The sequence below is a fragment of the Tenacibaculum salmonis genome, assembly GCF_041053065.1.
GTDB lineage: Bacteria > Bacteroidota > Bacteroidia > Flavobacteriales > Flavobacteriaceae > Polaribacter > Polaribacter pacificus_A.
This window is the reverse complement of record NZ_JBFCVV010000001.1, coordinates 1,177,532-1,193,211: the sequence shown is the minus strand read 5'-3', so window position 1 is coordinate 1,193,211 and position 15,680 is coordinate 1,177,532. Positions and strand designations below refer to the sequence as shown.

Annotated in this window: 10 protein-coding genes; 2 read left to right on the top strand and 8 right to left on the bottom strand. The window is 28.5% G+C overall.

Annotation, left to right across the window (positions count from 1 at the left end):
• Positions 1-44 precede the first annotated feature (44 nt).
• The 5 genes from AB0T67_RS05120 to porV all read right to left on the bottom strand — a co-directional run bounded on the left by AB0T67_RS05120 (position 45) and on the right by porV (position 6,396).
• Positions 45-1,898: a LysM peptidoglycan-binding domain-containing protein gene (locus AB0T67_RS05120; RefSeq protein WP_369219423.1), complete on the bottom strand. Its 1,854-nt coding sequence runs from the start codon at positions 1,896-1,898 to the stop codon at positions 45-47.
• Positions 1,899-1,923: 25 nt separating this feature from the next.
• Positions 1,924-3,459: a glutamine-hydrolyzing GMP synthase gene (gene guaA, locus AB0T67_RS05115; RefSeq protein ID WP_271231507.1), complete on the bottom strand. Its 1,536-nt coding sequence runs from the start codon at positions 3,457-3,459 to the stop codon at positions 1,924-1,926.
• A gap of 62 nt (positions 3,460-3,521) precedes the next feature.
• Entirely contained in the window at positions 3,522-4,586 is a 1,065-nt protein-coding gene (locus AB0T67_RS05110; RefSeq protein WP_369219422.1) for a 3-oxoacyl-ACP synthase III family protein, read from the bottom strand.
• 155 nt (positions 4,587-4,741) lie between these two features.
• Positions 4,742-5,224, bottom strand: coding sequence for a cytidine deaminase (locus AB0T67_RS05105; protein WP_369219421.1), 483 nt, complete (start codon positions 5,222-5,224; stop codon positions 4,742-4,744).
• A 74-nt stretch (positions 5,225-5,298) separates the two neighbouring features.
• Complete coding sequence (gene porV / locus AB0T67_RS05100) at positions 5,299-6,396, bottom strand: type IX secretion system outer membrane channel protein PorV (protein ID WP_369219420.1); 1,098 nt, start codon at positions 6,394-6,396, stop codon at positions 5,299-5,301.
• Positions 6,397-6,748: 352 nt separating this feature from the next.
• Here porV and gldJ point away from each other — a divergent pair, with 352 nt between their 5' ends.
• Both gldJ and AB0T67_RS05090 read left to right on the top strand, forming a co-directional pair.
• Positions 6,749-8,458 carry a gliding motility lipoprotein GldJ gene (gene gldJ / locus AB0T67_RS05095; protein WP_271231509.1) on the top strand — a complete coding sequence of 570 codons (1,710 nt, stop codon included), beginning with the start codon at positions 6,749-6,751 and terminating at the stop codon, positions 8,456-8,458.
• 63 nt (positions 8,459-8,521) lie between these two features.
• Positions 8,522-9,775: a UDP-N-acetylmuramoyl-tripeptide--D-alanyl-D-alanine ligase gene (locus AB0T67_RS05090; RefSeq protein ID WP_369219419.1), complete on the top strand. Its 1,254-nt coding sequence runs from the start codon at positions 8,522-8,524 to the stop codon at positions 9,773-9,775.
• 140 nt (positions 9,776-9,915) lie between these two features.
• Here the strand turns inward: AB0T67_RS05090 and AB0T67_RS05085 are convergent, their stop codons facing one another.
• Genes AB0T67_RS05085 through ccsA form a run of 3 tightly spaced genes read right to left on the bottom strand, consistent with a single transcriptional unit; the run spans position 9,916 to position 15,577 of the window.
• A complete protein-coding gene (locus AB0T67_RS05085; protein ID WP_369219418.1) occupies positions 9,916-11,817 on the bottom strand; it encodes a polysaccharide biosynthesis protein in 1,902 nt (633 codons plus the stop codon).
• A gap of 40 nt (positions 11,818-11,857) precedes the next feature.
• Positions 11,858-12,373: a DUF2892 domain-containing protein gene (locus AB0T67_RS05080; protein WP_369219417.1), complete on the bottom strand. Its 516-nt coding sequence runs from the start codon at positions 12,371-12,373 to the stop codon at positions 11,858-11,860.
• Between the two features lie 60 nt (positions 12,374-12,433).
• Positions 12,434-15,577, bottom strand: a complete 3,144-nt coding sequence (gene ccsA, locus AB0T67_RS05075) for a cytochrome c biogenesis protein CcsA (RefSeq protein ID WP_369219416.1) — start codon at positions 15,575-15,577, stop codon at positions 12,434-12,436.
• Positions 15,578-15,680 lie beyond the last annotated feature (103 nt).

The following is a 15,680-nucleotide window of genomic DNA, read 5'->3' as shown; positions in this document are numbered from 1 at the left end:
AATGTGCGCTTTTTTATGTAACTTAATTACATAATGTAAATTGTTTATTTCAGTCTAGTTAAGCTAAGATCTTTATTATATTTTACAATAAATAAACCTTTATTACTCATACTTCCTGAGCTTTTCTGATAATCAAATTTGTTTTCTAAACGAAGAGATACCCCCTTATTAAAAGTATCTAATAGTTCATTTCCTGATGCTAATCTCATTAAAACATCATAAGTAATATCAAAACCTTTAATAGCGTAATCTGAAGGAATTGTATTGTTTTTTTTGTAATATTTTTTATTGAAAGTTATTACATCTTTTGAAGATTCATCAGTAAAAGTACCTGATACATATGTAAAATCAACACTTGCTAATTTATTATTTTCTATTTTATCGTACGATTTATGTTTTTCTACGGCAAAAACATGCACTTTTACATTATCAGGAATACCAATCATACTATTTAAAACATCAGCAATAGCTACATTATCGTTTGATGTTATAATCACCCAGTTATCTTTTTTAGGAGTCATTTTACTAGTAAATAATGATCTTTTAATATATCCTTTTGTAGGTTTTAGAACATGTATTTTTTTAATAGAATCATGACTTTTTAATTGAGGTACAATTTTATATATTTTACTATTAGAATCATGTTCTCCATCACCTACTACAAAAATTTGTTGCCCATTATAAGTTTCTTTTAAATGAGAAATTAAATAATCAGTATAGTTCTTTTTATCAGGAGCAGTTTTAATTAGTTTAGTTGCTGAAAATTTGTCTTGGCTACTAGAAAAGTGAGGGAATATTACAGGAACATTAACTTTACGCGCAATAACTTCTGCTTTATCTGAATAAAAAGGACCAATAACAACATCAGTATCTTTTAATTTCTCTTCAGCTAATATTGAAGTAATATTTTTACCTCTATTTCCGGTATCAAAAAGATTTACATTTATATTGATACCTTGTTTTTTTATCGAATCGATAGCTATTTCTGAACCTAAATAAAAGTCAGTAACCATATTTGCTAATTTAGCCGAGCTATTTTTTTCTTTACTGAAAATATCAACAGCATTAGCTTCAGTGTATTCTTTTGCTTTAAAAGGAAGTAAAATAGATAAGTTAATACTTGTGTTTTCCTCAATATGATCTTTATAAAAAGAATAGTTTTCATTTGGATTTACATCTCCAATTGATTTTATTTTTAATAACTGACCAACTGATAATTGATTGTTCGCTATTTCGGCATATTCAGGATTTAAACGAACTAATTCTTCTTTTGAAATATTATAAAACCGTGTTAAACTATAAACGGTTTCTTTACTTTTTACGGTGTGCGTTAAAAACTGTTCTAAAACTTCTTTTCTGTCAATTGTTATTGATTTTTCAATAGCATTTACATTTAAAACTTCTCCAACATTTAGAATATTCTTTTGAATACCTGGATAGTTAGGATTCCATTTTATTAAGTCATTCTTAGAAACATTGTATTCTTTTGTAATTCGATATACTGTTTCACCTGCTTTTACTGTATGAGTTTTATACTCATAAATGGTTTGTTTAAAAACAGTTTTAATACTGTCAACAGCAATAGAATTACTTGTGTTTTCCGAAACTTTATCTTCAGATTTATCGGTAATAACCTCATTTTCTTTGGCTATATTAGATGAAGAAGTTCCTTTTTTTGTTTCAGTATTTGGAATTACAATTACTGTATTTGCACTTGGTCGTCTGCCAACATCAGGATTTAAACGTAATAAATCCCTAGTCTTTATATTCAATCGGTTTGCAATGTCTCGCATTGTTTCTCCTTTTTGAACTTTATAAGAGATATACCTTTTCTGCTGACCGCAAGAAACGGTGAATGTTAAAATGCAAATTAAAAGTAAAAATTGTAACTTCTTCATCTAGTAGCTTTTTAGTGTAAGGAATTTATTCCCATTCAATTGTAGCAGGTGGTTTAGAGCTTATGTCGTAAACAACTCTGTTAACACCTTTTACGTTATTTATTATTTTGTTTGATATTTTTTGTAAAAACTCATAAGGTAAATTTACCCAATCAGCAGTCATACCATCAGTACTTTCAACGGCACGTAAAGCAACTACTTTTTCATAAGTTCTTTCATCACCCATAACTCCAACAGAGTTTACTGGTAATAAAATTGCTCCGGCTTGCCATACTTTGTCGTATAAACCATCTTCTTTTAATCCGTTGATAAAAACAGCATCTACTTCTTGTAAAATACGTACTTTTTCTTCAGTAATATCACCTAAAATACGAATAGCTAATCCAGGACCAGGAAAAGGGTGACGACCTAATAAGTCTTTATCAATTCCCATAGAAGCTCCTACACGACGAACTTCGTCTTTAAAGATCATTCTTAAAGGTTCAACTATTTTTAACTTCATAAAGTCAGGTAAACCACCTACATTATGATGACTTTTAATAGTTGCCGATGGACCTCCGTTTACAGAAACAGATTCAATTACATCAGGGTAAATAGTTCCTTGAGCTAACCATTTTGCGTTTTCAATTTGATTTGCTTCTGCATCAAAAACATCAATAAAAGCTTTACCAATAGCCTTACGTTTTTCTTCAGGATCACTTAATCCTTCAAGTTCTTTCATAAAACGTGCCGAAGCATCAACTCCTTTTACGTTTAAGCCCATTCCTTCGTATTGCTTTAATACATCGGTATATTCATTTTTACGTAATAAACCATTGTTAACAAAAATACAGTGTAAGTTTGCTCCAATTGCTTTGTGTAATAATACAGCTGCTACGGTAGAATCTACGCCTCCAGACAATCCTAAAACTACTTTGTCGTTTCCAACTTTTGCTTTTATACCAGCAACTGTTTCATCAACAAAAGAATCAGGAGTCCAAGTTTGAGCTACATCAGCGATGTCAACTAAAAAGTTTTGTAATAATTGTTTACCATCTGTAGAATGATATACTTCTGGGTGAAACTGAATTGCGTATGTTGATTCTCCTTCAATTTTATAAGCAGCATTTTCTACATCGTTTGTGCTTGCTAATAAAGTTCCGTTTGTTGGTAAATTTTTAATAGTATCTGAATGACTCATCCAAACTTGACTTCCTATTGAAATTCCTTTAAGAAAAGCTTCTCCTTCTTTTACAAAAGATAAATTAGCTCTACCATATTCTCTTGTATTTGAAGGTGCTACTAATCCACCAGAAAAGTGAGCTAAGTATTGCGCTCCATAACAAACAGCTAATACAGGTTTTTTACCTCTAATTTCTGCTAAATCTGGATGTAAAACCGCTTCTGAACGAACAGAATTTGGGCTACCAGAAAGAATTACGGCTTTAAAGTCGTTTAAATTTGTTGGAATTTTGTTATACGGATGAATTTCACAGTAAATGTTCAATTCTCTCACTCGGCGTGCAATAAGTTGTGTGTATTGCGATCCGAAATCTAAAATAAGTACGTTGTGTTGTTGCATACGCAAAAATAGTACTTAGGTTTCAGATTTTAAGTATTTGATTTTAGATTTTTTAAACTTTTTTAATGGCGATAAACAATTGCGTTTATATTCATTCCTGAACCTACAGAAGCAAGAATGATTACATCTCCTTTTTTTACTTCCTGATTTTTTATATTTCCTTTCAAAACCATATCTAATAAAGTAGGTACTGTGGCAACAGAACTGTTTCCTAACTCATGAATAGTCATGGGGGTTATTCCTTGAGGAACGGTTTTTTCATGAAGCTTATAAAAACGTTTAATTATGGCATCATCCATTTTTTCGTTAGCTTGATGGATAAATATTTTTTTTACCTCGTCAATTTCAATACCACTTTTATCTAAAGCTGTTTTCATTGCTTCGGGCACATTTTTTAAGGCGAATTCATAAATTTTACGCCCGTGCATTTTTAAATAACGAACATCTTTATTTAAATTCTGATTAAAAGAGCTTCCGAAAAATAAAAAATAAGCTTCTTCTTTGGTATATGTTTGTGTAGCATGGCTTAAAATTCCGCTATTACTATCTTCTTTTTCTTCTAAAATACAAGCTCCAGCACCATCACTATAAATCATAGAATCACGGTCATAATTGTCAACAACTCTTGATAAAGTTTCACTACCAATAACTAAACATTTTTTTGCAATACCTGCTTTAATAAATGCTTGTGCCTGAATAACACCCTCAACCCAACCAGGACATCCGAATAAAAGATCGTAAGCAACACAATTCGGGTTTTCTATCTGTAATAAATGTTTTACACGACTCGCTAAACTTGGTAACATATCACTTTGGATTGTACCTTTTTTAACATCACCAAAATTATGAGCAAATATGATATAATCTAAATTTTCAGGATTGATATTAGAATCTTCAATAGCTTTTTTAGCTGCTAAATAACCTAAATCGGAAGAAGTATATTCATTTTTTGCATAACGACGCTCTTCAATACCTGTTATTGATTTAAATTTTTCAATAATAACAGCATTATTATTTTTAAAAGAAGTTCCATCAGCATTTAAAAATGAACTTTCTAAAAATTGATTATTTTCTTTTTTGATAGAAGGAATGTATGAACCTGTTCCTGTAATTACTGCTGATGTCATTATAATTTTTTTGATTAAGAATACAAGTAAAGCATTTAAAATTAGATTTAAGCTTTAATGAATGTTCTTTTTTATATAATTATAGATTTCTTAAAAAAACAGGGGTATAATTAGTTATTATTAATACTAATCTTCTTTTTATTGTTGATATTTAATTACAAGTAAGAACTATCAAATGAAAAAGGTAACAAAGAAAGGAGGGAAGTTGTTTTTACAATTTTACCAATTTCTCCCATAAATAATACTTCTATCGGTTCTTTTTGATTTATTTCATATTCCGATAATGTTTGTCTACAACCTCCACAAGGACCTACAGGTTTGTTTACCGTTAAGTTTTCCGAAGCAGCAGTAATTGCTAATTTTTTTATTTTTATTCCAGGGAATTCCGAACTAACTTTCCAAACACCAACTCTTTCGGCACACATTCCTGATGGATAAGCAGCATTTTCTTGATTATTTCCTAAGATAATTTCACCATTTTCTAATAAAAAAGCAGCACCAACTTTAAATTTTGAATATGGAGCATAAGCTTTTGTTCTTGCTTCAATAGCTTTGTTCATTAATAGGGTGTCGTCTTGTGTTAATTCGGCTAGATTTTCATAAACGGTAACAGAAGTTTTTAATTCTAATTTTTCCATAATAAATAGTTTTAGTCAAAAAAAGCAGCCTTTTAAAAGACTGCTTTTATATTATGATATTAAAAAACTAAACTTTAATAATTGTCGTAAAGTTCACCTAAATCAAATGATAAAGAAAAGCGTAATGTGCTTTCTAAAGGATTATTAATTTCTGATGTATTTACTAAATATGATAAATCAATATTAAATGCTTTAGCTTTAAATCCTGTACCTAAGCTTAAAAATTGTCTTTGTCCTTTTTCTTTACTTTCATGAAAATAACCAGCTCTAAGTGCAAATGCATTATTGTATAAATACTCAGTACCTAATGCCCAAGTTGTTTCTTGAAGCTCTTCACTAAAAGGTCTATCGCTTAAAGAAGTGAACATTCCATCGAACCAACCTCTAGTTGACCCTGGAGTTGAAGGAACTAATAATTTATTAAATTCTAAATTAAGTCCTAATATGTTTTTACTATCGATTATAAAATCAAAACCACCACCTAATTTAGCATTAGTAGGAATAAAATTTTCAGTTCCAGGAGTATACTCTACTTTAGGACCAATATTTGTAATATTAAAACCTAAACGGTAACGACCATTAAAATTCCCATAATTTCTTTCATCTGATTGATAATAACCAGAAACATCAACAGCAAAAGTATTTATAGCACTAATACTATTGTCATCAACATCTAAGTTTGAATTGATGTACTTTAAGCCAATACCCATTGAAAATTTTTCACTTAATTTCATTGAGTAAATACCTGTAATAGCAAATTCACTTGGATTTTTATAACCTAAATTAATAAGCTTATCATCATTACCTAGCTTATTAAGCTCAATTTTTCCAAGAGAAAAATATTTAACATCTACTCCCCAAGCTGCATTTTCTTTAAACCTATTAACATATGAAAGATTTCCAACAAATATATCATTAGTTAAATTACTTAACCAAGGTGTGTAATTTAAACCAACACTTACTTTATTTTTATTGAAAGCGGTTTTAGCAGGGTTATGAAAAATAGAAAAAGCATCTGAAGATGTTGCTACACCTATATCGGCCATACCCCCAGCACGAGCATCAGTTGATATTAATAAAAACGGGGTTGCTGTTGTAATTTGCGTTTTAGTTTGCGCTTTAATTTGAAAGGATAGAAAAGCAATAGACAAAAAAAAGATTAATTTTTTCATGTAATATTTTGAATTATTTAGTTGAACAAATATAAGGTTTTCTTATAAAAAGTGAATTAATAGGTTTAAGTAAAACGGTAGGTATAATTAATTATTGTAATTTTTTATAAATTCATTTGTAAATGTAATTATTCTCTAATGTTTTAAGTTAAAAGTACTCTTGTAATTAGCTAAATAATATTATTTAAAGTTTTATTTTTTATTTTTTTAATATAACTTTAATACTAAATATCAAAAACATTCGTTTCTAATTTTAAGAATAAGTCTGTTTATGTTTCAATTTATATATAAATTAGTTGTTAGGAATAAGAAATATTGTAAATTGCGCCAGCCTTAAAATAGTTAAAAACACATGAAAAGCACGTTAAAATTATTTAGTTTATTGGTTATCACGACATTATTAGTTGCTTCCTGTAAAAGTAATAGTTCAAGTAAATCATCATTAACCGGATGGAACTTTAATGATCCAAATTATGGTGGATACATTAAAGGAGAAGATAAGAAAGGAAAAGAGATCCCCCCAGGAATGACTCACATAGAAGGTGGAAGTTTTACTATGGGATTAGTACAGGATGATGTAATGTTCGATTGGAATACTACACCTCAAAAAATGCACGTTCGTTCTTTTTATATGGATGAAACAGAAGTTACAAATGCTGAATACGGTTTATTTATGCAGTATACAAAAGATGTTTTTCCTCCAGAAGAAGCTCAATTTAAAAATATTTATCAATCTGTTTTACCAGATACTTTAGTTTGGAGAAAAGGATTAGGAAATACGAATTTATTATCAGAAAGTTATTTAAGACACCCTTCTTATGCAGAATACCCTGTAGTAGGTGTTAGTTGGTTACAAGCTAATAAATATTGTAAGTGGCGTACAAATGCTGTGAATTTAAAAATTCTAATGGATAAAGGTGTTATTAAAAACATTTTTAAAGAAGATTCATTAAGTTTTAAAGGTAAAAATAATTTTGATACTGATACTTATTTAACAAATCCATATGCATTGTTTGAAGGTGATTCAACAATTTATAAAAAAGGAATTCCTGTACCAAGAAAAAAAGGAGACCCTAAACCAGATAAAGATAAGTTTTCTGGAAGACAAGTTACTTCATCAGATGGTATTTTAGCTCAGAAATTTAGACTTCCTACTGAAGTTGAATGGGAATATGCTGCAAAAGCAATTTTTGAAAACCGTGAGTATAACAATATCCGTGGTAGAAAAAAATATGCTTGGAACGGTAAATATACTCGTGATAGAGATAAAAGAAGAAGAGGTGACCAATTAGGAAACTTTAAACAAGGAAAAGGAGATTATAGTGGTATTGCAGGTTGGAGTAGTGATGGATCGGATATTCCTAATGCAGCAGCAAGTTATCCTCCAAATGCTTTCGGATTATTTGATATGTCAGGTAACGTTGCAGAATGGGTACAAGATGTATATCGTCCTATAATTGATTCTGAAGCAAATGATTTTAATTATTTTAGAGGAAATATTTTTACTAAAAAATTAATAGATCAGAATGGTAAAGTAGTTATTGTTGGTGATGAATTAGGTGAAATAGAATATGATACTTTAGAAAACGGAAGAATCGTACCAAAAGAATTACCTGGTAGTGTTAAGTTTATTCCTATAACGAAGGAAGATACTTATATGAGAAGAAACTATAATTTAGCAGATAATTCAAGTTTAGGAGATGGAGATCAAGCTTCTTCTAAGGATTATCAATTAGATAAAGATCAATTAGGAGAGATGTCTAGAATGTATAACTCACCTGAAAAACCTGAAGCAGATAGAGATTCTTTAGGTAATGTAGTTGATAACTATAAGTATGATTCAAAAACAAGAGCTACTTTAATTAGTGATAAATCTAGAGTTTACAAAGGTGGTGCTTGGGCAGATAGAGAGTATTGGTTAGATCCAGCTCAAAGAAGATATTTTCCAGAGTATATGGCTACAAACTTTATCGGTTTTAGATGTGCTACTGATAAAATGGGACCAATGATGTTGAATAAACGTAAGACACCTACACCAAAATATTCAATGAATAAAAGATAAACGATTAAATTTTATATACTAAAACCTCATTGAATTTTCAATGAGGTTTTTTATTTTTACAATATGAAGATAGCAGATTTATATAAATTATATATTCAACATGGTTTAGTTGACACGGATACAAGAAATATCAGAAAAAATACTTTGTTTTTTGCTTTAAAAGGTGATAATTTTAATGGAAATAAATTTGCTAATAATGCATTAAAAAAAGGTGCTAAATTTGCTATTATTGATGAGTCTGAGTTTAAAACTTCTGATGCTATTATTTTGGTTGAAGATGTTTTAAAAACACTTCAAGAGTTGGCTAGTTATCATCGTAAAATGTTAGCAATTCCTATTATTGCTATAACAGGTAGTAACGGAAAAACAACAACTAAGGAGTTAATTAATACAGTATTATCTTCAAAATATAATACAACAGCTACAAAGGGTAATTTAAATAACCATATAGGAGTGCCATTAACACTATTATCGATGACGAAAGCTACCGAAATAGGAATTGTTGAAATGGGTGCAAATCACCTTAATGAAATTGCTTTTTTATCAAAAATGATAAATCCAGATTACGGGTATATTACTAACTTTGGAAGTGCACATTTAGAAGGTTTTGGTTCTTTAGAAGGTGTTGTAAAGGCAAAATCAGAGTTGTATGATTATTTAATTAAAAACAATAAAAAGGTTTTCGTAAATTCAAAAGATGCTATTCAGATAGAAAAAACTAAAAATGCTTCGATAATTTTATTTGAAGATTCACTTATTCTTCTTGATGCAAGTCCGTTTGTGAAATTATCATTTAAATCTATACAAATAGCGACAAATTTAATTGGAACATATAATTTTTCGAATATATGTGCTGCTATTACTATTGGTACTTCTTTTAATGTTCCTGTAAAAAAAATTAAAGAATCTCTTGAAAACTATTTTCCTTCAAATAATCGATCACAAGTAATTGATACTGATTGTAATAAAATAATACTTGATGCATATAATGCAAATCCAACAAGTATGAAAGCTGCATTAGAAAGCTTTAAAGTGTTTAGTGCTAATTCTAAAGTAATTATTCTTGGTGATATGTTTGAATTAGGTGAATATAGTGATAAGGAACATCAATCGATTGTTGATTTAGCTACAAGTTTTAATTTTGATAGATTATTTTTTGTAGGTGAAAATTTTTATAAAACAGAAAATAAACACTTTACGTTTAAGACTTTTGATGACTTAAAGAACTATTTGCAAGAAAATCCTTTAAATAAAAAATCTATTTTGATAAAAGGGTCAAGAGGTATGGCTTTGGAAAGAGTAGTGAAATTTTGTTAAAAATATATTGACTAAAACCAAATTATACTATTTTTTAGAATAATAAAAAGCAGATGATATATTTATATATCATCTGCTTTTTATTGTTACCAGATAATTTCAATAAACTAGACTTAAAATATATTTTTTTAGATAAATTTTTAACCTTTTGTAATATCTAATTTTTCGTAAACTGAATTTTTTGATTTGTATTCAGGAACAATATATTTAATAAGTTGTACTGTTTTTTGATTATTATGTTCTTTATTCGCAATACATAAATCTGATATTTTATTACTAATAACTAATGTATCTAGTTTTTGGTTTTTAGCAATCATTATCTTTTCATGGTAGGTTGGTGTTGTATTTTCTCCATTTGCTAAAAGCTCTTCATATAATTTTTCACCAGGTCTTAATCCAGTTATTTTTATATCAATATCTTCTGGAAAATTTAATCCTGATAAATGAATCATTCTTTTAGCAATTTCATAGATTTTTACAGAATTACCCATATCAAAAATATAAATTTCCCCACCATTACCCATTGTACCTGCTTCAAGTACTAAGCAACAAGCTTCAGGTATGGTCATAAAATAACGTGTAATATCTTTATGAGTAACAGTTAAAGGTCCACCATTTTCAATTTGACGTTTAAAAAGAGGAATAACAGAACCGTTAGAACCTAAAACATTTCCAAATCTTGTAATTGTAAATTTTGTTGTGTGATTTTCAGAATGACTTAAACAACTGATGTACATTTCTGCAACTCTTTTAGTAGCACCCATAACATTTGTTGGGTTTACTGCCTTGTCTGTTGATACCATTACAAAACGCTCAACATTATATTTTATTGATAAATCAGCAATATTTTTTGTACCTGCAATATTTATTTTAACAGCTTCATAAGGACTTGTTTCCATTAAAGGGACATGCTTATAAGCAGCAGCATGAAAAACTTTTTGAGGTTTATGTTGTTTAAAAATTTCTGAGATTCTTTTTTCATCTCTTACATCGGCAACTATAAATGTAATATTTTTTCTGTTTTCTTGAAGAAGTTCTTGTTGAAGATCATACAAGGCTGATTCCGCCTGATCAATCAGTACTAAATGTTTATGTTTATATAAGCTAAGTTGTCTTGAAATTTCAGAACCAATAGATCCAGCAGCTCCAGTAACTAAAATAACTTTGTCATTTACATCTCTTTGAACTATAGGATTGTCTATTGAAATAGGTTTCCTATCTAATAAGTCATCTATTTTAATGCTTTTAATCTGATTTGCTTCTAAATCTCCATCAATCCATTTTGAAAGTGGAGGTATAATTTTAACTTTAACACCTAAGTCTAATAATCTATCAGTAAGGTAAAGTAGTTTTTCAGATTTTATATTTTGGATAGAAATAATAACTTCATCAATTTCTTTACTTTCGATGAATTCTTTATTGATAGTTGTACTATTATAAATACGAATTCTATCTATTTTTTTTCCAGTCTTTTTTTCATTATCATCAATAAAACCTAATACTTCATATTTGTTTTCGGTATCTCTATTTAAAGCACCGTAGGTTATTAATCCAGAATTTCCAGCTCCATAAACTAATACATTTGTAATCGTTTTTAACTCTGTAGATATTATTTCAAAAAAAGCTTTAAATACATAGCGGCTAATAATTAAAACTAAAATAGAAATTAAATAATGAATAATTACAATCGATTTAGGAATTGTAAAACTTGGAACGATGTTAAATGTATTATTTATTAAAACAATACTAATAGTTATCATTGAAAGTAAAGTAACACCAATAAAAACGTTAAAAGCATCGCGTGTACCTGTATGTCTTACAATACCGCGGTAAGATCCAACGGTAAGAAAGCTTATTAGTGCTATAAATGCTATAAAAGGGACTTGATAATATAAGTTATTAAGATCAAAATTTAAACTAGCGTTAAAACGAACAGTATATGCTAAAATAAAAGATATACAGACCAAAAGTATATCTACAATTAAAACAACCCATCGAGAAGCATATTTTTCAAAAGCTTTTAAAGCTATTTTTTTTAGCATAATTTTTTTAATTTCAAAAGTACAAAATATTAAACAAAACTTAAATTTTCTTCATTTGTTGTTTCATCATTTGCATTTGTTCTTTAAGCATACCGTGCTTATCTAATTTTTTAGCTTCTGTCATTAAAATAGTAGCTTCCCTTTTTCTACGCTTAGTCATTGCTATTCCTGCTAATTGTAGTTTTGCCATAGCTAAATCATGATCCATTGCTAAACCAAGTTTTACTGCTTTTTTTAAGAATTTTTCGGCTTGAGTTATGTTTGTTTGACTTAACATAATTCCATGTAAGTAATTATAATAACCTTCTTGTTTTGGAATTAATGCTGTAGCTGGGTCTTTAATACGATCTAACCATTTTTTAGTTCCTTCAAAATTTTGTTTACGCAATTCCATAAAGGCAAGTAAAATAAATTCGTTTTTAAAATAGAAAAATACGAAAATACCCGCTAGTAAAAGAATTGAAATTCCATTCATTATATGAATTTGAGAAAATTCATAAATAGCCCATAATGATATTAATCCAGCTATAATTAGTTTTATGTTTTTATTGAACATGTTTTTTTCTTTTTAATCTACGCACAAAAGTACATTTTTCTGTTAAAATAATTACTGAGTTTATTTTTTATAAAACTTTTTATATTTAAGCCAAGCAAGTGTCCCAAGAATAAAAACAAAACCAACTGAGTAATATGCTGAAGCAGGCGTAATTACCTTGTCTCCGCTTGCGTATGAATGTAATCCTGATAAGTAAAAGTTTACACCAAAATAGGTCATCATTATAGAAGCATAAGCTAATATAGACCACAAATTGAAGGTAAATCGACTTCTTAATCCAGGAATTAAACGCATATGTAACACAAAAGAATATACCATAATTGATACTAAAGCCCATGTTTCTTTAGGATCCCATCCCCAATAACGACCCCAACTTTCGTTAGCCCACATACCACCTAAAAAGTTACCTATAACAAGCATAATTAAACCTACGGTTATTGCCATTTCGTTAATTATAGTTAATTCTTTTAAATGAAGATTCATTTTAACTTTATTCTTTTTGTTTGTGAAAACTATTAAGAATAAAGAGAAAATCCCTAAAATCATTCCTAAAGAAAAAGGACCGTAACTAGCTACAATAATTGATACATGTACATATAACCACCAAGAATTTAATACAGGTTGTAGGTTTGCAATTTCAGGATCTAACCAGTTTTGATGTGCAAAAAATAGAATTATCGCTGTTAAAAATGTTGTTGCAGCAATAGTTAAAGATGAATTTTTCCCTAACAATAAACCAAATAACATCGTTGCAAGTCCTACGAATATAATTGATTCATAAGCATTACTCCAAGGTGCATTTCCACTAATATGCCATCTAGAAGCTAATCCTAAAACATGCGCGATAAACAGTATAATTACAATACCAATTAAACCTTTTACTACATAATTAATCCAAGGTTTATTATTGAATATTTGAAAAAATACAAATACAATCATTAATAAACTTACGTATCCGTAATATTTAGAAAGTTTAACAAATATATTTACTTCATTATAAGCAATTTCTAATTTAATTCTATCATCCGAAGGAATAACTTCAGATCCAAATTTTCTTTGAAACTTTTTAATTCCGTCTAAAATTTTATTAGTTTCTGTATAATTACCAGTTTTTTTAGATTCTTGTAATAATTGAAAATATACAGGTAAAGATTGTCTTACAAAAACAGAATCTGTTCCTTTAAAGTTTGCTTCTGATGTTTCAGGTTGTGAAACCCATTTATTTTCATCATTATTAGGTATAGGATAGATCCTTAAAATTCCACCACCTAACGCTTGAGAAAGTAACCAAACTCTACGTTCTATTTTTATAACATCTTTTTCAAATTTACTTTGAATTCTTTTCTTTTGAGCTTCAACAACTAAATCACTAATTTTTGAAGTACCATTACTATCATAAAAATCAATAAAACGAGCATATTTTGCTTTTTCAGGAACGCTTAATATTTCACGGATTTTGGTGTTTCCTTCTTCTAGATAAACAAAAGGAACATTTAACCAAAACATTGGAGATTCTGTAATTGATACTAAAATTTGACTAGGTGTTAAGTCTTTAAAATTATTTGTATGCGCTACTTTTCTAACTAATTCAGAAGCAAAAGTGTGGGCGGGTTTCATACGTCCGCCAGTATCTTGTATTACTAATTCACTAAATAAAGCGGCGTGTTCTTTATTAACTACTGATTTTTGTAAAATAGAATCAATTTGAGCATCAGATACTTTTTGAGATGCCGATGTTTTATGTTGAGAAAAACTTAAAGAAGCTGTTAATAACAGTAAAATAGAAAGTACTGTTTTCTTTTTTCTGATTTTTTCTAATGAATTTTTTAGATGATCAAAACGTGTGTTTTTAACAAGTAATGAGGCAATTAAACCGAAGAATAATAAGAAATAACCCATATACGTAACCCAAGTACCAATAAAATCATGATTTATAGATAAGTGAGTTTGTTCTTTATCACCTTCAATTTTATAACTAGATTGAAATAATTTGTATCCTTTATAGTCTAAAATATTATTCATAAAGATTCTAAAATCAAAAGTTTCTTTTTTATCTATAATAGTAACTTCACTTGCAAATGAAGCTGCATTTTCTGAACCAGGATATTTTTCTAATTGAAAATCATTTAATTTAACACTAAAAGGAGTTTTACGTTGTTTAGAACCATACCAAGCTCTAAAATTTAAACCGTCAATACTAAATTGTTCTTTTCCTTCTACATTGAAACTTCCACCAGTTAAGTTAATACGTTCTGTTTTTCCATTAAAAGTAACATCAAAAATAACCATATCAAATTTTTGGTCATTTTTTTCACCTCTAAGGATTTTCATTTCTCCTTTAACAGGTGGTTCAGGAACTACAAATGGAAGTCCTGAAACTTGATATAAAGAACGAAGATTAAAATGTTGAATTGTATCTTTTTTAACCAATCCTTTTCTTTGAGTAGCCATAACTTGATAGTTACCCGCAGCTTTAGTTTGTATTTTTAAAGAGTCATTTTGCTTAAATATATTAATATTAGCGCCATCTCCTTTTGCATCAAACCCAACTAAAATATTATGAATATTTTGAATAGTACCTCGTTTAATATAGTGTTCGTGTCTGCTTCCGCTAGAACTTTCTACAAATTTAAGATGCTCAATACCGTTTTCATCTTCAACTAATTTTTCTTCCGCCCAAGGAATATAATCAACAAGATTAAAATTTATTTTGTAGTTTTCACTATCTTTTTTAGGTTGAAAATATTCTGTAAAATTTGCAGAATTACTTCCTAAAGCAGTTAATAATAATTTATTATTTGTTTCTTTTTGAAACTCATTATTATCAATAACTACGTTTAAATAATTAATATCAGATAAAAAAGTATTGGTAGTTTCTCCTTCATCAATAATCATTAAACCTTCAAAACTAATATAACGGGTAATTCCTGCACCAATTAAAATCAATAAAAAAGAGATGTGAAATAATAATACAGACCATTTTTCTTTTTTATATAAACGATATCTAAAAATATTTCCAAAAAAATTAATTACAAAAAATATCATTATTAATTCAAACCACCAAGTATTGTAAACAAGTGCTTTAGAGGTTTGTGTTCCGAAGTCATTTTCTATAAAAGTGGCAACTCCCATAGCTACGGCAAATATTAAAAATAATACAGCCGTTAAGCGGGTAGAGTAAAGAATGTCAATGATTTTTTTCATCTGTAAATCTGCTAAGTATAAAACTGTGCAAATTTACGTATTAATGCGTTAATATGTTTAAGATTTTAATCATTTTTAAAGAAAGAAAACGTTAAAGTAAAAA

Coding starts and splice junctions, on each gene's coding strand:
- AB0T67_RS05120 (WP_369219423.1), bottom strand. CDS start 1,898: ATGAAGAAGTTACAATTTTTACTTTTAATTTGCATTTTAACATTCACC.
- guaA (WP_271231507.1), bottom strand. CDS start 3,459: ATGCAACAACACAACGTACTTATTTTAGATTTCGGATCGCAATACACA.
- AB0T67_RS05110 (WP_369219422.1), bottom strand. CDS start 4,586: ATGACATCAGCAGTAATTACAGGAACAGGTTCATACATTCCTTCTATC.
- AB0T67_RS05105 (WP_369219421.1), bottom strand. CDS start 5,224: ATGGAAAAATTAGAATTAAAAACTTCTGTTACCGTTTATGAAAATCTA.
- porV (WP_369219420.1), bottom strand. CDS start 6,396: ATGAAAAAATTAATCTTTTTTTTGTCTATTGCTTTTCTATCCTTTCAA.
- gldJ (WP_271231509.1), top strand. CDS start 6,749: ATGAAAAGCACGTTAAAATTATTTAGTTTATTGGTTATCACGACATTA.
- AB0T67_RS05090 (WP_369219419.1), top strand. CDS start 8,522: ATGAAGATAGCAGATTTATATAAATTATATATTCAACATGGTTTAGTT.
- AB0T67_RS05085 (WP_369219418.1), bottom strand. CDS start 11,817: ATGCTAAAAAAAATAGCTTTAAAAGCTTTTGAAAAATATGCTTCTCGA.
- AB0T67_RS05080 (WP_369219417.1), bottom strand. CDS start 12,373: ATGTTCAATAAAAACATAAAACTAATTATAGCTGGATTAATATCATTA.
- ccsA (WP_369219416.1), bottom strand. CDS start 15,577: ATGAAAAAAATCATTGACATTCTTTACTCTACCCGCTTAACGGCTGTA.